Here is a 16,729-nt window from a genome sequence, read left to right as displayed (position 1 = left end):
CGGGTCATGGGTATTGAGGTCCTGGTTGTTGGCAGCCTGCATTTTGATATTGTCGTTCACAGCGAGCGCTTGCCGCGGATTGGCGAGACATTTCCCGGTCGCGACTGGATGACAAAATGCGGTGGCAAGGGCGGTAATCAGGCCATCGCGGCTGCGCGGCACGGCGCTTCAACCGCCATTGTCGCCAGCGTCGGCAATGATCGGTTCGGCACTTTGCTTCTGGATAATCTGACACTGTCCCGAGTGGACAGTCGCTTTGTCCAGCGCAGCGAAATCGGTTCGGGCATGAGTGTCGCCATGAGCGATGCAGCGGGCGACTATGGTGCGGTTATCGTGACGGGCAGCAATGCTCAACTTGGTGACGAAGCAATTCTGGCTGCAGCGAATGAACTTTCGCAGACCGGCGTCCTGGTGCTGCAGAATGAACTGCCAGAACAGGCTAATCTAGTCGCTGCGCGCGCGGCGCAGGCTCGTGGCGCACAGGTCATCCTTAACGCGGCGCCTGCACGTGCAATGTCATCCGAGCTGCTCACACTTGTGGATGTGCTGATCGTCAACGCCGTGGAAGCGGAGATGCTCGGCGGTGGTGTGGTTAGCGATCTATTATCTGCCGAAAGAGCGGCCGAGACCCTCGCGATCCTCGTGCCGGTGGTGATCGTCACCGCCGGAGGGCATGGTCTTGCGTTTCACTCCGCCATGGGCAGCCACACGCTCGGTGCTTACTCTGTCGCTCTCGTTAACAGCCATGGCGCGGGGGATGCGTTCGTGGGCGCGCTGGCGGCAAAACTTGCCCAGGCGATGACATTGGAAGAGGCCACAGTCTACGCCAATGCCGCGGCGGCGGTCCTGGTTTCGACGCAAGAGGCCAAGCGCCAATTGCTGTCCAGTCATGATACCGAGAATTTACTAAGGCGAATGACACAGTAATTGTCGTCAAGACTCATGTTTGGGTGCGCTATCTTGCCGCCATGTCCTCACGCATCTGTGATTCTCGAAAGAGGCCGATAGCCCTCAATTGAGCTTTATGGACGGTTTGCAACTTTACCGACAAGGTGATAACGGTAAATCGACGAGCGATATGGGCAGGCTATTGCCTTTGCGGGACTGTGTTTTTTCCGTGAAATGCTCGTTTTTATCTTGATGGCTTTGTAAGGCTTTTCAAATTTTGAATTAATAGTGAAGTTTGGCAATCTTTGGTCTAGGCGAGCAGGGTGATAGGCGGCAGTCATCGCTCACGAACAATTTGTTCAGCTTGGCTGATATCGCGTTCTATTCAATATTCATTGTCACTCTGGTAAAGCGGACCGCCGATCGGCAGCGGTCCGGCAACCGGAGGCATCTTCAATTCAGTTGAATCAGCATCTAATACAGCACTGATTTTTGCTGAACATTTTCCTGTTCCTCAGACTTTTGATGCTGAAACTGCGCATGAGCCATGCTGTCACTCGGCCATCGCTAAGCTTGCACCTCTCGGATATTGGAGCGATGACTGCGCTCCCACCAAGGAGAATTTGGAACATGAGCTGGAACAAACCCCGCATCGTCGAAATCTCGCTCGGCGCCGAGATCAACAGCTACGTTTGCGCTTCGTCTAAGAAGTGAGTTCGATCGGCTCCTGAAAGGGAGCCGATTCTTTCCCATGATCTCAATCATCGTCCTTGGGGCGGCGGCTGGCGGCGGGTTCCCGCAATGGAATTCAAACGCGGTGCGCTGTCAGCGTGCGCGTAGCGCTGATCCGATGTGTCCTTCGCAGAGTCAGGCGGGATTGGCCGTCAGCGCCGATCGGCGCCACTGGTTCCTGTTGAATGCGTCACCGGATCTGCGGCAGCAGATTTTCTCGGCGCCTGTCCTGCATCCGCAGGAGGGGCTGAGGTCATCGCCGATCGCCGGAGTCATTCTGACGGCTGCGGAAGTCGATACCGTGACAGGTCTCCTCTGTCTGCGGGAGCGGCATACCTTCGATCTTTATGCAGCATCACCCGTGCAGGATGTTTTGGCGGCAAATCCGATCTTTAATGCTCTGAATGCGGCGTTTGTCACGCGTCACACGGTTGAAAGCCTGATGCCGTTTCCGCTGCGCCATCCTGATGGAAGGGATAGCGGCCTGATCGCGACCTTGTTTCCGGTGCCGGGGAAAGTGCCGCTTTTTCTGGAGACCGAAGGCCGGGACGTGCAATCGGATGATGACGTGATGGGCCTGGAACTCAGCGACGGTGACAAGCTTGTCGTCTTCATTCCAGGCTGCGCCCATATGACGGATGCCGTCCGCTCTCGGTTGCAAGATGCCGATCTTGTGTTTTTTGATGGCACGCTCTGGGACGATGATGAGATGATCCGTGCGGGGCTCGGCCCCAAGACCGGCCGGCGCATGGGCCATATGCCCGTCAGCGGCGATGGCGGCACGCTGGACGCCTTCGCCGCTATCTCAGTCGGGCGAAAGATCCTGATCCATATTAACAACTCCAATCCCATTCTCGACCGCGCCTCGCCCGAATACGCGGCGGTGCTTGCGGCCGGATGGGATGTCGCTTTCGACGGGATGACCGTGCAGCTATGAGTGTTTCCCTTCTGCAGCCAGACGAGTTGGAAGCAGCCCTTCAGGCGATCGGCGCCGAGCGCTATCACAATCTGCATCCGTTTCACCGGCTGCTGCATGACGGCAAGCTGAACCGCGCGCAGGTCCAGGCCTGGGCGCTCAACCGCTATTACTATCAGAGCCGCATCCCCGCGAAGGATGCGAGCCTGATGGCGCGCCTGCCGACAGCCGATCTGCGTCGCGAATGGCGATCCCGCATCATCGACCATGACGGTGACGCGCCTGGCACCGGTGGCATCGCGCGCTGGCTGAAACTGGCCGAAGGGGTCGGTCTGGACAGCAACTATGTCGAATCCGGTGCCGGTATTCTTCCGGGCACGCGCTTTGCGGTGGATGCTTACGTCCGCTTCGTGCAGGAGCGACCGCTGCTGGAGGCGATCGCCTCCTCGCTCACCGAGATGTTTTCGCCGACGATCATCAGCGAGCGTGTCGCGGGCATGCTGCAACATTATGACTTCGTGAATGAAGCCACACTCGCCTATTTCACGCCGCGTCTGTCGCAAGCACCGAAAGACGTCGCATTCGCGCTGGACTATGTGAAGACCTTTGCCACGGACGCTGAAAAGCAGGAAGCGGTCCTCGCCGCGCTGCGCTTCAAATGCGATGTCTTGTGGTCGCAACTCGATGCGCTCTATTTCGCCTATGTCGCGCCGGGTTTTGTGCCGCCCGGCTGCTTTCAGCCGGCGTCGGTCTGAGGGTCGCATGACCATCACCCCAGACAGCGTTCCGGCTTTCCCCCGCGGTATCAAATACCGCTTCGATGCCGCCCGCGCCGTTTGGGTTCTGCTGACGCCGGAACGGGCCATGATGCCGGACGAGAATGCACAGGCGGTGCTGTCGGGCATCGATGGCGAGCGGACAATTGCCGGCATAGTGGCGGATCTCGCCGACCGCTATCAGGCGCCGACCGATGTCATCATGGCCGATGTCCTGGAACTCCTGACCGATCTGGCCGGTCGCGGTATCATCACGGATCGGAACGCCTCATGAGTGCGATCCCGCTGCCCATGGCGCTGGTGGCTGAGGTCACCCATCGCTGCCCGCTGCGCTGCCCCTATTGCTCCAATCCTTTGGAAATGGCGCGGGCGAGTCAGGAAGTATCGACTGAGGATTGGAGCCGCGTCTTCGCCGAGGCCGCCGCGCTCGGCGTGTTGCATCTGCATTTGTCCGGCGGTGAGCCGATGGTGCGGGCGGATCTGCCGGATCTTATCCGGGCCGCATCGACCGCAGGTCTCTATGTCAATCTCATCACCTCGGGCGTCACCATGGACGAGGCGAGGCTTGCTGTCCTGATCGATGCCGGGCTCGATCACATTCAGCTGTCCTTTCAGCACGCGGATGCGGCGGAAGGTGAGCGGATCGGCGGTATGCGCGGTGCCCAGGCGCGCAAGCTGGACGCGGCGCGCATGGTCAAGGCGGCGGGGCTGCCGCTGACCTGCAACTTCGTCATCCATCGCCAGAACCTTCACGACGTCGCCAGCATGATTGCGCTAGCATATGATCTCGGCGCTCAGCGGGTGGAGATCGCCCATACCCAATATTACGGCTGGGGTCTGATCAATCGCGGCGCGCTTCTGCCCGACGCTGACGAACTGCACGTCGCGACGGCCGCCGTGGAAGCGGGCAGGGTGCTTTATGCCGGGCGCATGGCGATCGACTATGTGACGCCCGATTATCACGGCGATCAGCCCAAATCCTGCATGGACGGCTGGGCGCGCCGCTTCATCGTCATCTCGCCCACCGGAAACGTATTGCCCTGCCACGCCGCCGAGACCATTGCCGGCATCAATTTTCCCAATATCCGCGATGCCTCGCTCGCCGATATCTGGCTGCGTGATCCCGCGTTTCAGCGCTTCCGCGGTACGGACTGGATGCCCGAACCCTGCCAGAGTTGCGCTTTCAAGGAACAGGACTGGGGCGGTTGCCGCTGCCAGGCCTTGGCGCTGGCGGGTGATGCGGCAGCGACCGACCCCGTTTGTGCCCGATCACCGAACCATCAGGCTCTGCAAAACCTGATCGCGGCCCGCCCATCCGTCGCGCCGGATTTCATCTACCGGCAAAACGCGAAACCGAATTCCCCTGATTGAAGAACGAGATTATGACAGCGACACCGAGTACAAGACCACCGATAATCCTTATCATAACCAGTATCATCTTCGCCCTTGTCGGCCTGTACTTCGGTATCGGCGGCGTCTGGCTCGCGGCCCTTGGCGGTTCGCTCTATTACGTCATTACCGGCATTGCGATCCTGGTCACGGCCTTCCTCGTGTGGCGTCGCCGGGCCAGCGCCTTCTGGCTTTATGCCGCCGTTATGCTCGGCACGCTCATTTGGGCGATCAGTGAAGCCGGCTTTGATTTCTGGAAGCTGGCACCGCGCGGCGACGTCATTGCACCGCTCGGCGTTTGGCTGCTGCTGCCTTTCGTCGGCAACAAGATCATCGGCAAGACGGCGAAATACGCCCTCGGCGCCACCATTGTGCTCGCCATCATCACGCTTGGCGTGGCGATGCCGCAGGACGCGCAGGCCATTCGTGGCAATGTCGCGGACAACGCGAAGCAGCCGCCCGGCAATATCGCGTCGACCGACTGGACGTCCTATGGCGGCACCAATGCGGCCGACCGCTTCTCAGGCCTCGACCAGATCACGCCGGCCAATGTCGGCAAGCTGAAACTCGCCTGGCAGTTCGAGACGGGCGATATCGCTGGCCCCAACGATTCCGGCCAGACGACCTATGAGAATACCCCGCTGAAAGTCGGTGACACGGTCTATGCCTGCACACCGCATGATCTGGTCTTCGCGATCGATGCCGCCACAGGCAAGAAGAAGTGGGAATTCGATCCGCACGTCGTGGACAACCGTACCTTCCAGCATCTGACCTGCCGCGGCGTCGGCTATCATGAGACGCAGCCCGGTGCGACGACCCTGGATGGCCAGCCGGCCCCGCAGGATTGCCCGCGCCGCCTGTTCCTGCCGACCGCGACTGGCCTGATGTATGCGATCAATGCCGATGACGGTAAGCTGTGCGAGAACTGGGGCGACCATGGCGTCGTCGATCTCAAATACGGCAGCCCCTATCAGACCAACGGTTTCTACTCCGCGACCTCCCCGCCGATCGTCGGCAGCCAGGTTCTGGTCATGGGTGGCGCTGTCATCGACAACTGGTCCAAGAAGGTGCCGTCTGGCGCCATCCGCGCCTATGACGTCTATTCCGGCAAACTTGTCTGGGTGTTCGACGCCGGCAATCCGGAAGTCAATGAAATGCCCTCCGCGACCCACCAGCTGACAGCGGGCTCGCCCAATTCCTGGATGCCCGGCGTCATCGATGAAAAGCTCGGCATGGTCTATCTTCCGATGGGTCAGGAAGCGGATGACATCTGGGGCGGCAATCGTTCCCCCTATAGCGCGCGGTATGACTCGTCGCTTGTCGCGCTCGACCTCAAGACCGGCCATGTGAATTGGTCCTTCCAGACCGTGCATCATGACCTTTGGGACATGGATCTTCCCTCGCAGCCCTCGCTCGCCGATGTGCAGACGAAGGACGGCGTGGTGCCGGCCATCTATGCCCCGGCCAAGACCGGCAATATCTTCGTGCTAAATCGCGCCACCGGCCAGTTGGTCGTGCCGGCGCCGGAAACGGCCGTGCCCACGGATGGTGCGCCGGGCGATCACGTTGCGCCGACGCAGCCTTTCTCCGAACTCTCGTTCCGCCCCCGGAAGAAGCTGACGGGCGCCGATATGTGGGGTGCCACCGCCTTCGATCAGCTCGCTTGCCGCATCATGTTCCATCAACTGAAATACGAGGGCCCGTTCACACCGCCGTCGGTTCAGGGAACGCTGGTTTTCCCGGGCAATTACGGCACCTTCGAATGGGGTGGTGTCTCGATCGATCAGGCTGATCAGATCATGATTGCCAATCCGCAGTATATTCCGTTCGTCTCTCATCTGCGTCCGCGTGGCCCGCACAACCCCGCGACGCCGACCGGCAGCGTGCCGGCTGGTACCGAGACCGGCGTGCAGCCGATGTTCGGTGCGGCTTTCGGTGTGAACCTGCACCCCTTCCTGTCGCCGGTCGGCGTTCCTTGCCTGGCACCCTCCTGGGGTAACATGGCGGCCATCGACCTGCGCACTAACAAGGTCATCTGGGAACATCGCGTCGGCAGCATTCAGGATGAGACGCCGATCCCGCTGCCCTTCAACCTCGGCACGCCGATGCTGGGCGGCCCCCTGGCGACGGCCGGCGGCGTCACCTTCGTGACCTCGACGCTCGACTACTACATCCGTGCCTTCAACATGAAGAGCGGTGATCTGCTCTGGACCGACCGCCTGCCCGCAGGTGGCCAGTCCACGCCGATGACCTATTCCGAGAAGGGCAAGCAGTACATTCTTACGGTGGATGGCGGCGACACGGACGTGAACACCAAGCTGGGCGACTATATCCGCGCTTATGCGCTGCCCGACGGCAGCTGATCTTCAATAGGCAAGGGGATGGGCCTGGGTCCGTCCCGCCCTTGTCATAGACGATCCTAGAGCGTTTCCTGCTCGCTTACGCTCACAGGCGCCGCTCTAGATTATTGTTTTTGCGAGCATCTTCACCCGGCCAGATGATTCCATCTGACCGGGATCTGCTCTAAAAGCGCCAGCCGACCTGTGTCGGCTGGCGCTTTTTCATTGGCTCATTTACCGCCCGTGACATCGAGGAAGGTGCCAGTGATGAAGGAGGCCTCGGCACCTGCCAGCCAAAGGATCGCCCGGGCAACTTCCTCAGGCTGACCGCCTCGTCCCATCGGGATCGAGTCCTTGACGCGATCCACTCGTCCCGGCTCGCCACCGCTGGCATGCATCTCCGTATAAATATGTCCGGGGCGGATGCAGCAGACGCGAATGCCGTCCCGCGCGACCTCCTTGGCGAAGCCGGTCGTGAATGTCTCAACGGCGCCCTTCGACGCGGCATAGTCGACATATTCGTTCGGACTGCCGAGCCGGGCTGATGCGGAGGAGATGTTGATTACGACGCCGCCTGGCCCCTTGTGACGATAGGACATCCGCCTCGCCGCCTGCTGTGCGCAAAGGATTGGGCCGATTGCGTTGACCGCGAAGACGCGCTGCATTCGCTCGAATCCCAGATCCTCCAGCCGAGACTGCCGCGCAAGGATCGAGGCATTGTTGACCAATACATCGATGCGGCCGAACGCCCGGTCGATCGCGGCGAAGAGCGCAGCGACCTGCTCAGGATCCGCGCTATCGGCGCGCACGGGTAAAGCGCGGCGCCCGGCAGCTTCTATATCCGCCGCCACCGCGAACGCGGCGGCTTCGTTGGACAGGTAGCTGATCGCCACATCATAGCCTCGTGCGGCAGCAAGCCGCGCCGTGGCCGCGCCAATGCCACGACTTCCACCCGTGATCAGCATGACCGGAGCCTGGGGAGCGGTAGTCATTGTGCGAACCTCCAAGTGGTGCAGGACAATAATGTAAGGGGGCACCGGGTCCGGTCAGGACCATGCGGGTGGCGCGGACAACACGATTTTCGGAAAGGCGGAGGCTCAGCGCGGCCAGAACGGGCGAAGATCCACGCGATACCGGGAAGGACTGGCGACAAGGGTAGGGACATTGGGTTGACGGTCAGCGGCAAAAATATTTGCTGTGGGATAGATTTGACATCAGTATGCCTCTCGTGAACAGGGGCGTAAAACCAGTAATTCTGCGATTTTTGGATAGAAAAACTCACACGAATGCCGCGCTCCTTGCCGCCCCTGAACGCACTACGGGCCTTTGAAGCTTCCGCGCGGCTCGGGAGTTTCAAGGCGGCCGCCGATGAACTCGGGGTGACCCATGGTGCGATCAGCCAGCATATCCGCCTGCTTGAGGACTGGCTGCGCGCGCCTTTGTTTGAGCGGCATCATCGACGTGTCCTGCTGACGGCGGCGGCACAGGCCTATCTTTCCGAGGTCGGCCCGGCGCTTGACGCTATCGCCTTGGCCACGAGGAGATATGGATCGGGCGAGGGGACGGTGCTTCGGGTCAATGCGCCGGCAACCTTCGCGCTGCGATGGCTTGTGCCGAAGCTCGTGAACTTTCAGGCGCAGTATCCGGGCGTCAAAGTGAGGTTGGAGACATCCAACGAACCTCTGGAAGCTCTGTCGGGTGGATATGACGTTATCATTCGTGGCGGGCCGGACTCGTTCTACGGCTTCTCCGCCCGTCCGTTTTTGGTGGAAGAACGGCTGCCCGTGTGCAGTCCCACCCTATTGAAACGGCTGCCTCTCCATGAAATCAGTGATCTCAGGACGCATACGCTCCTGCACACCTTGAGCCTCCCGAGGCTTTGGGACGATTGGCTCAGCAAAGCCGGTGCAGGTGATCTCAAGCCGGAAGCCGTGCTGGTCCTGGACCACTTCTATCTGACGATCCAGGCAGCTCTGGACGGGCTTGGCGTCGCGATGGGGCCGACGGCGCTGGTGTCTGAAGATTTGGTGCAAGGGCGGCTTGTCGCGCCATTTTCAGGCCCGCGTCTGCCGTCTCGCAGCTATTGCACCTATCGGCCCGAGGTGACGGACAAGGGTGGACTGGCCGCGTCTTTTTGTTCCTGGCTCGAACAGGAGGGTAATATCCGTAAGCCGCTTGAGCGACCGAGGTCTGCCGCGAGCCGCAGACCGTTGCAGAACAAGGCGTGAGCCAAAGCCAGTGGTTCACTTCGGCCAAGCGGTCATCGAGGCCCCCACTGGGGTCAACCGGCGTGACTGTCTGTCGGAAATTCCTGCGGCAGAGTACAGCCTTCGAAGGCTTCCTGCGCCGAAAGCCAGCCGTCATCCCAAGCGGCATGCGCTTCCGGGCTGTATGGCCCATAAGGATTTTGGGCGCGCGGGATGCCCTCCTCAAACGCTTGCAGCCCCACAGCGAAGAGAAGACCGCGATATAAAAAACCCATGGCCAGACCCTTGAAGAACGGGCGGCAATTTATCGATGAGTCCAGGCGAGACTAAGCCCCGTTTAGGTCGCACCGGGTGGACAGGTTTGGTGGGAAGGCAGCAGCCCATTCAGGTTCCTGGAACCTATAGTCCTGAGGGCGGTTTGGCGTTGCTATGGCCAGCGTTATGGGACGAAGGGTTGTGCTTCGCGATGGCGGAGTAGGTGGCCTTGCGCGACACAAGAATGTCGATCCGTGTTTTGCAGTAGGCCAGGTATTCGTAGATTTCCGCGAGGCTGACACCGATCTTAACCGCTGCTTTTTTAGCGGGGACCTTGTCTTCGTGGATCATTTTCCAGACCCGAAATGCCTTGCTGTCATAAACCGTCGTCGTCATATGCTTACCCAAAATGGCGGAAACTAGCCATTATATCGCGCTCTCGCGCTAAAATATCAAGCTATGCCCGAAGATCGGGATTGTCCCTTGAGATCAAGCCCCCCACGCGTTCCAGAGGCGTCGATGTTGAGTTCGACCGAGCATTGACCTGCCGTCGTCGTGGCGCGCCCAAGTAAAGCCTTTTCGTGGCCGCGCTTGCGCTCAGCCCCGCGGCCGGAGCCGCTGCTATCCGGAGCCCAAATCAGACTCAACAAAGTCGACAGACTTTATTGCCAAGCCAAGTTTCAAAGAATTTCAAAATTCGCGCTGACTTGATTGATTTGTCATAATATCATGGATTATATTGCGTTTATTTAACATATTGTTGATAACCGAACTCATTGTTCTCGGCCTGCGTTGTTATGAGGGAGATTGGCGGAGACTTTGAGGCTTGGCTGCTGCCGGCGGACTGATGAGTATTTGTGCTGTGGATTGTTGATGGATCCTCTTACCGTACAGTCGAGCTTACGAAGCTATAATGATTTGCTACCTCAGTTTGAATATTGCCCGAGGATTGAATCGGAAAGCGCGTTTATTGCTGCGTTCAAGCGAGTGATGGGCAGCACGCCCCGCCAAGATGCACGCCTAGCGGATGTTGCAGCGCAGGAAATAGCCAACAGCGAATACGCTAACCATCTAGCATCCCGACAGAAGACGACTTATCCAAACCAGTCGGCCGCTCCGGGTAGGCTTTGAGCCGGGAGTCATACACAGCTCTCAAATTCTGTTGCTAGCGGCGCTGTCGTAACATAGCGGTGCGGCGTCATTTGGATGTATTTTAGCGAAGCTGAAGCTCCGACCGCAGTCTTGCAACTCCGATCCGGTAACGTCGGCGCCTGTTTTTTCAGTAATGCTCTCTTTAAATTATCACAGATTTGTAAGACTACGTTGGGTTTCGCTTGCCATGTCAGCTTGGACTAAGTTTTCTGAAATTATGCCAATGGAGATTTTTTAGATGAGTTTGCCTTTTATTATTTGTTCTGCGGTCACGGTGATTAGTGCCCTCATCAGCCTTGGATATTCCGTCGCCGCCGTAATGACCACAACAAATCAGGCCCGTGTGATGGCGCTTTATACCTGTGCGAGAAGCACAGCCTTATTCCTTATCAGTGTATATGCTCTTCTGAACGGGTCTGCTCAGTGGCTTCAAGCGACAGCCACCGGAATGATCGTTGTTCAAGCGCTTGATGCGGCTATAGGCGTCACAATCAAAGACACGGGGAAAACATTCGGCCCTGCTGGGGTCGCTATAGCCAATTTGGCAGCGCTCGTGTGGTTCATGTTAGGCGCGCAATCGACTGGCTTCGCGTCAACTTTGACCAACCTTTGGTGATCAAAGACACAAGCTTGCAGTGCCTGCAAAGGCGTTTTCTGCGCAGAAAGCTTTTCTGCCGCATCGACAAGTTTATCAGTCCTGTCGATATACTGCTTCGATCAAATGATCACGCATAGGAAAATGCCGGTGGAGCGTGCCTATGCCCAGTTCAGCGTCCCTTGCGATCTGTTCCAGGCTAGCGCCGGAACTGCGTTCCGCGGAGCGCTGTTTTGCGGCGGAATGACTTTGTTGGGTCGTTCCTTCTGGGGCACCCTAGGCGGTGACCATGGTCTGGGTTTGGCAAGTCCAAACCCCTGAAAACAAAGGCTATTTCGCGATCCGAATGAGCTCAGAAACAGATCTGTAAAGTAACCGATGCCTCAGAAAACAACGGTCTGGCGTAAAAGAGAGTTTGGTGATTGTAACTATGTTGCCGGAAGCTTACGCCCTCAGGGCTTGCTGCACGTCGAACATTTTTTTGCAGGCGTCTCAACGAGACTGTTCTGTTGTAGAGGCAAAAGAACAGTCTCGTTTCAGAAACGGTTTATGAAAAACTAAGTCAGGCTATGGTGAATCCTACAGCAACATCAGATATCGAGGTTCGCGACTTTCAGCGCATTGCCGACGATGAAGTCGCGGCGCGGTTCCACGACATCGCCCATCAGTGTCGAGAAGACTTGTGCAGCCTCTTCAGCGTCGCCGATCTTCACCTGCAGCAGCGTCCGCACCTTCGGGTCCAGCGTCGTCTTCCACAGCTGATCGGGGTTCATCTCACCCAAGCCCTTGAAGCGCTGGATGGTCAAGCCACGACGGCCGTGGGCCAGAATGGCTTCGAAGGCGGCGGCAGGGCCGGCCACCTTCTCCTCGCGATTATCGAGCTTCATCACGGCCGCCTCACCGAATTCGGCCGCGATCCGCTCGCGCCGCTCGGACAGCCAGCGCGCATCGGCACTGCGGAGGGTCGCCGCGTCCAGCGTATAGCGCTCACCCACGCCACGCACGCGCCGGGTGATGGTGATGCCGCTCATGAGGTCACCGGTAGCAGCCCAGCCGGCCTCACCGTCCAGCATCAGGGTGTTAAGTCGCTCGATAAGGGCCTGACCATGGCTGAGCGCGTCGCCATCATCGCTCGGCACCGCGAGTGCGCCGGCGATGGCCGCCTGTTCCAGGATCGCCATCGGCGCCGCCGTGGTCAGCCGGCGCACGCGGTTCCAGGCCTCGCGCAGGAAGCCTACAGCGTCCGGCAGTTCGGCCGCTTCGATGATCCTGCCATTGGCATAGGTCAGCCGCGCTTCCGCCAGCGCCTTGCTGAGCAGGAAGTCTTCCAGGGCGCGGTCATCCTTCAGATAACGCTCATCATTGCCGCGCTTGGCGCGGTACAGCGGCGGCTGCGCGATATAAAGATAGCCACGCGTGATCAGTTCCGGCATCTGGCGGAAGAAGAAGGTCAGCAGCAGCGTGCGGATATGCGAGCCGTCGACGTCAGCGTCCGTCATGATGACAATACGATGGTAGCGCAACTTATCGACGTTGAAGCCGCCCTGATCGAACTCGGCATTGCCGATGCCGGTGCCAAGGGCCGTGATCAGCGTGCCGATTTCCGCGCTGCCCAGCATGCGATCGAAACGCGCACGCTCCACATTCAAAATCTTGCCTTTCAGGGGCAGGATCGCCTGGAATTTGCGGTCGCGGCCCTGCTTGGCGGAACCGCCGGCCGAGTCACCTTCGACGATGAAGATTTCGCATTTGGAGGCATCGCGTTCCTGGCAGTCGGCGAGCTTGCCCGGAAGAGTTGATATATCAAGAACACCCTTGCGGCGCGTCAGCTCGCGTGCCTTGCGCGCGGCCTCGCGCGCACTCGCCGCATCCATCACCTTCTGGATGATGCTGCGCGCCTCTTTCGGATGCGTCTCCAGCCAATGGCTGATCGCGTCGGACACCACTGCCTGTACGGCCGGCGTGACTTCCGAGCTGACGAGTTTTTCCTTCGTCTGGGACGAGAATTTCGGGTCCGGCACTTTGACCGACAAAACGGCGGTCAAGCCTTCGCGCATATCGTCGCCGGTCAGCTGCAGGCTGTCCTTCTTGCCCATGCCTTCCGAATACTTCGTCACCATGCGCGTCAGCGCCTGACGGAAGCCGGACAGATGCGTGCCGCCATCCCGCTGGGGGATGTTGTTGGTGAAGCACAGCATGGTCTCGTGATAGGAATCGTTCCAGGACATCGCGAATTCCACGCGGATACCGCTGGTCTTGTCTTCCAGATTGCCGGTCAGCGCCGGTGTGAAGAGCGGTGCGCGCGCGCGGTCAAGCCATTCCACAAAGGCAACAAGCCCACCTTCGTAGAAGAACCGCGTCTCGACGGCCGGGGCATGGCGCTCGTCGCGGAGCGTGACGTCCAGGCCGGAATTCAAAAAGGCCAATTCGCGCAGGCGGCGCTCGATGATCGCATAGTCGAATTCGACATGGGTGAAGGTCCCGGCGCTCGGCTTGAAGCTGATTTCGGTGCCATGCGCGAAATCGCTCGGACCGACCTCGGCCAGCGGCGCATCGGGTTCGCCGTGCTGGAAGCGCATCCGATGCTCGCGATTGTCGCGCCAGACGCGTACATCCATCCATTCCGACAATGCATTGACAACGGCCGCACCGACGCCATGCAAGCCGCCTGAAACCTTGTAGGAATTTTGATTGAACTTGCCGCCCGCATGCAGGCGCGTCAGCACCAGTTCTGCCGCCGAAATGCCTTCCTCGGGATGAATATCGGTCGGGATTCCGCGACCGTCGTCGCGCACGGTGACGGAGCCGTCACCGTTCAGCGTCACCTCGACCTTGGACGCGAATCCGGCCTGCGCCTCGTCCACCGCATTGTCGATGATTTCGAAGGCCATGTGATGCAGACCGGAGCCGTCATCGGTATCGCCGATATACATGCCGGGCCGTTTGCGAACGGCATCGAGACCCTTCAGGACCGAAATTGAGGCGGCATCATAGGCGTGGATCTCGGGGGTCTCAACGGGCGTAGGCGCGGCGGGTTCGGACATGCCGAGAATCACTCCAGAATGCAGGGAATAGAAGAGACTATAACGATTCTTCGGCGTGCGGCCTAGCGAAACCCGGCTCCGGCAGCAGGTCAGCCGCCATGCAGCGTAGATAATCCGCGCGATCGCCCAAGGGGCGGAAGGCGGCCGCATCGGTGCCTGTCAAAAAGCACTGCGCGGGCAGGCGCAGCAGCGCATCGAGCAGGGCTGTGCGATGCTCATCATCCAGATGCACCAGCGGCTCGTCCAGAAGCAGCCAGGGCGCAAATCCCCGGGCTTCCGCGATGACCAGCGCATGGCCCAGAATGGTGCCGAGCAGCAGCATCTTTTGCTGCCCGGTGGACGCAAGAGAGGCCGGCCGTCCGGTCAAAAGATCGGCGAGCCCGAAATCGGCCCGATGGGCGCCGAGGGAGGAACTGCCCGCCGCCGCATCGCGTTTGCGGGATGCAGCCAAAGCGCCCCGCAGCCATTCCTCGACGGCCAAGGCTGGCTCCTCCGCCAGCCTTGCGCCGATCGGACAGATCAGGGACAGCCGGGCAGCCGGGAAGGGCGCGACGGCACCCTCGGCCAGCATGGCGTTCAATCGGGTAACAAGGGTGCGGCGTGCCGCCGTCGCCGCGACGGCATGGCGGGCCATGCCGTCCTCGATCCCGGCAAGCCAGGCCGGATCGCCGTGGCCTTCTGCGAGCAGGCGGTTGCGCCGGGTCATGGCCGCATCATGGGCCGCGACTTCACGCGCATGGGTGGGGTCCAGCGCCCAGACCAGCCGGTCGAGAAAACGGCGGCGGCCGCTCGTGCTTTCGCCGAAAAGCCGCTCCATCTGTGGGGTGATCCAGGTGACGGCGATGTGGGAGGCAAGCTCCGCCTGGCTGGCCGGCGCGCCGTCCAGCCGCACGATCCGCCGCTCGCTGGTATCGGGCCCACTGCCGGTGCCGATCTGCAATGGCTCGGCCAGATCCGGCGTCTGCACGCGCGCGGCCACTGCCCAGCTGCTGCCGCCCTCTGGCCTCAGGCGCGGAAATTCAGCGACCTTGGCCTGGCGCAGGCCGCGGCCGGGTCCGAGGAGGGACAAAGCTTCCAGCAGATTGGTCTTGCCGCTGCCGTTGGGGCCGCTGATCACGCTGATGCGTGATTGCGGCCTCCATTGCAGGGATGGGTAGCTACGGAAGTCCGTGAGATCGAGGCGGAGCAGGTGAAATGGCGCCGTCGCGAGGCTGGTGGATAAATCAGACACGCATCGGCATCAGGACGTAGACGGCCGTGGTGTCGCCGGCATCGCGCACCACGGTCGGCGCCGAGCCATCGGAGAACAGGAATTCGACCTCGCCGCCGATCTGATCGGTGATGTCATTCAGATAGCGGGCCTGGAAACCGATTTCGAGCGGCGTCGATGAATAGGCAACGCGGCCGCCGTCCAGCTCCTCGGTGGCCGAGCCCTGGTCGGGGCTCGCGGCCGAGAGGGTGAGTCGGTCGACGTCGAGCGCCAGCTTCACCGGGCGGGACCGTTCGGTGGAAATGGCGGAGACGCGGGCGACGGCCTCGGCGAAGTCCTTCTTGTCGACGCGCAGGATCTTGTCGTTGTTGCGCGGAATGACGCGTTCGTATTCCGGGAAGGTGCCGTCGATCAGCTTGCTGGTCAGACGCACCGTGCCGAAGGTAAACTGGATGCGCGTATCGGACAGGGCGATCTCCACATCCTCCTGCGCCTCGTCCAGAAGCTTGCGGGCTTCAAGCACGGTCTTGCGCGGAATGATGACGCCGGGAATGTCGTCCGCCCCCTCGGGCAGCGCTTCCTCGACGCGGGCCAGGCGATGGCCGTCGGTCGCGACGGCGCGCAGAACCTTGGGCCCTTCGGGGCTCGGCACCGCATGTAGATAGATTCCGTTGAGGTAGTAGCGCGTTTCCTCGGTGCTGATGGCGAAGCGGGTGCGGTCGATCATGCCGCGCAGCAGTTGCGCCGGCAGCTTGAAGGCATGGGGCAAGGTTCCGGCCGTCATCGATGGGAAGTCATCGACCGGCAGGACCATCAGGCTGGTGACATAGCGGCCGGCGCGCAGCGCCAGTGGCGCATCGCCGCCTGCATGTTCCAGCTCGACCTCGGCGCTGTCCGGCAGCTTGCGGACAATTTCATACAGCGTGGCGGCAGGCGCCGTCGCGGCGCCGTCCTGCAAGGTGGTGGCCGCGACCTGCTCGACGACCGCAATCTCCATGTCGGTCGCGGTCAGGGTGAGCGCGCCGTCCTTCACCACCATCATGAGGTTGGCGAGGATAGGGATGGTGTTACGTTTCTCGACCACGCTCTGCACATGGGCGAGGGCCTTCAACAGAACCGCACGCTCGGCCTTGAATTTCATGGTCTAACCTCGGAAAGCCAAAGAGGGCCGGCACATTAGCAGGTGCCACCGGCCCGACAAGCGGGGGAAACTTCGTCGCGGGAGA

The 16,729-nt window shown here is 60.5% G+C and carries 16 protein-coding genes; 9 read left to right on the top strand and 7 right to left on the bottom strand.

Annotation, left to right across the window (positions count from 1 at the left end; translation table 11 throughout):
- The first annotated feature begins 6 nt into the window (after nt 1–6).
- The 7 genes from ACELLULO517_RS01240 to ACELLULO517_RS01210 all read left to right on the top strand — a co-directional run bounded on the left by ACELLULO517_RS01240 (nt 7) and on the right by ACELLULO517_RS01210 (nt 7,064).
- Nucleotides 7–927, top strand: coding sequence for a PfkB family carbohydrate kinase (locus ACELLULO517_RS01240; RefSeq protein WP_227304968.1), 921 nt, complete (start codon nt 7–9; stop codon nt 925–927).
- Nucleotides 928–1,413: 486 nt separating this feature from the next.
- Entirely contained in the window at nt 1,414–1,602 is a 189-nt protein-coding gene (gene pqqA, locus ACELLULO517_RS29015; RefSeq protein WP_406566234.1) for a pyrroloquinoline quinone precursor peptide PqqA, read from the top strand.
- 37 nt (nt 1,603–1,639) lie between these two features.
- Nucleotides 1,640–2,557, top strand: a complete 918-nt coding sequence (pqqB, locus tag ACELLULO517_RS01230) for a pyrroloquinoline quinone biosynthesis protein PqqB (RefSeq protein WP_227304966.1) — start codon at nt 1,640–1,642, stop codon at nt 2,555–2,557.
- A complete protein-coding gene (pqqC, locus tag ACELLULO517_RS01225) occupies nt 2,554–3,291 on the top strand; it encodes a pyrroloquinoline-quinone synthase PqqC (RefSeq protein WP_227304963.1) in 738 nt (245 codons plus the stop codon). The genes pqqB and pqqC overlap by 4 nt, the downstream gene beginning before the upstream one ends.
- Nucleotides 3,292–3,298: 7 nt before the next feature.
- Entirely contained in the window at nt 3,299–3,586 is a 288-nt protein-coding gene (pqqD, locus tag ACELLULO517_RS01220) for a pyrroloquinoline quinone biosynthesis peptide chaperone PqqD (RefSeq protein WP_227304960.1), read from the top strand.
- A complete protein-coding gene (gene pqqE, locus ACELLULO517_RS01215) occupies nt 3,583–4,683 on the top strand; it encodes a pyrroloquinoline quinone biosynthesis protein PqqE (protein ID WP_227304959.1) in 1,101 nt (366 codons plus the stop codon). Before pqqD ends, pqqE begins: the two co-directional genes overlap by 4 nt.
- 11 nt (nt 4,684–4,694) lie before the next feature.
- Nucleotides 4,695–7,064 carry a membrane-bound PQQ-dependent dehydrogenase, glucose/quinate/shikimate family gene (locus tag ACELLULO517_RS01210; protein WP_227304956.1) on the top strand — a complete coding sequence of 790 codons (2,370 nt, stop codon included), beginning with the start codon at nt 4,695–4,697 and terminating at the stop codon, nt 7,062–7,064.
- Between the two features lie 206 nt (nt 7,065–7,270).
- Here the strand turns inward: ACELLULO517_RS01210 and ACELLULO517_RS01205 are convergent, their stop codons facing one another.
- Nucleotides 7,271–8,032 (bottom strand): SDR family oxidoreductase, encoded by a 762-nt coding sequence (locus ACELLULO517_RS01205; RefSeq protein WP_227304953.1) that lies wholly within the window; start codon nt 8,030–8,032, stop codon nt 7,271–7,273.
- A 294-nt stretch (nt 8,033–8,326) separates the two neighbouring features.
- Between ACELLULO517_RS01205 and ACELLULO517_RS01200 the strand changes: the two genes are divergently transcribed.
- Entirely contained in the window at nt 8,327–9,268 is a 942-nt protein-coding gene (locus tag ACELLULO517_RS01200; protein ID WP_227304950.1) for a LysR substrate-binding domain-containing protein, read from the top strand.
- A gap of 53 nt (nt 9,269–9,321) precedes the next feature.
- Here the strand turns inward: ACELLULO517_RS01200 and ACELLULO517_RS01195 are convergent, their stop codons facing one another.
- Both ACELLULO517_RS01195 and ACELLULO517_RS01190 read right to left on the bottom strand, forming a co-directional pair.
- On the bottom strand, nt 9,322–9,522 hold the full coding sequence (locus tag ACELLULO517_RS01195; RefSeq protein ID WP_227304947.1) for a hypothetical protein: 201 nt from the start codon (nt 9,520–9,522) through the stop codon (nt 9,322–9,324).
- Between the two features lie 124 nt (nt 9,523–9,646).
- Nucleotides 9,647–9,898 carry a hypothetical protein gene (locus ACELLULO517_RS01190; protein WP_227304944.1) on the bottom strand — a complete coding sequence of 84 codons (252 nt, stop codon included), beginning with the start codon at nt 9,896–9,898 and terminating at the stop codon, nt 9,647–9,649.
- Between the two features lie 994 nt (nt 9,899–10,892).
- On the opposite strand from ACELLULO517_RS01190, the gene ACELLULO517_RS01185 reads away from it, so the two are divergent.
- Complete coding sequence (locus ACELLULO517_RS01185) at nt 10,893–11,270, top strand: hypothetical protein (protein ID WP_227304942.1); 378 nt, start codon at nt 10,893–10,895, stop codon at nt 11,268–11,270.
- Nucleotides 11,271–11,345: 75 nt separating this feature from the next.
- On the opposite strand, the gene ACELLULO517_RS01180 is transcribed toward ACELLULO517_RS01185, so the two are convergent.
- The 4 genes from ACELLULO517_RS01180 to dnaN all read right to left on the bottom strand — a co-directional run bounded on the left by ACELLULO517_RS01180 (nt 11,346) and on the right by dnaN (nt 16,644).
- Nucleotides 11,346–11,414: a hypothetical protein gene (locus ACELLULO517_RS01180; RefSeq protein ID WP_319796408.1), complete on the bottom strand. Its 69-nt coding sequence runs from the start codon at nt 11,412–11,414 to the stop codon at nt 11,346–11,348.
- 425 nt (nt 11,415–11,839) lie between these two features.
- Nucleotides 11,840–14,293 carry a DNA topoisomerase (ATP-hydrolyzing) subunit B gene (gene gyrB, locus ACELLULO517_RS01175; RefSeq protein WP_227304941.1) on the bottom strand — a complete coding sequence of 818 codons (2,454 nt, stop codon included), beginning with the start codon at nt 14,291–14,293 and terminating at the stop codon, nt 11,840–11,842.
- Between the two features lie 37 nt (nt 14,294–14,330).
- Nucleotides 14,331–15,524 (bottom strand): DNA replication/repair protein RecF, encoded by a 1,194-nt coding sequence (recF, locus tag ACELLULO517_RS01170; RefSeq protein WP_227304938.1) that lies wholly within the window; start codon nt 15,522–15,524, stop codon nt 14,331–14,333.
- Complete coding sequence (gene dnaN, locus ACELLULO517_RS01165; protein ID WP_227304936.1) at nt 15,517–16,644, bottom strand: DNA polymerase III subunit beta; 1,128 nt, start codon at nt 16,642–16,644, stop codon at nt 15,517–15,519. Before dnaN ends, recF begins: the two co-directional genes overlap by 8 nt.
- Nucleotides 16,645–16,729 lie beyond the last annotated feature (85 nt).

Source organism: Acidisoma cellulosilyticum, assembly GCF_020621385.1.
GTDB classification, from domain to species: Bacteria; Pseudomonadota; Alphaproteobacteria; order Acetobacterales; family Acetobacteraceae; genus Acidisoma; species Acidisoma cellulosilyticum.
The sequence above is the reverse complement of the archived record's forward strand: the minus strand, read 5'-3'. Positions and strand labels throughout refer to the sequence as shown.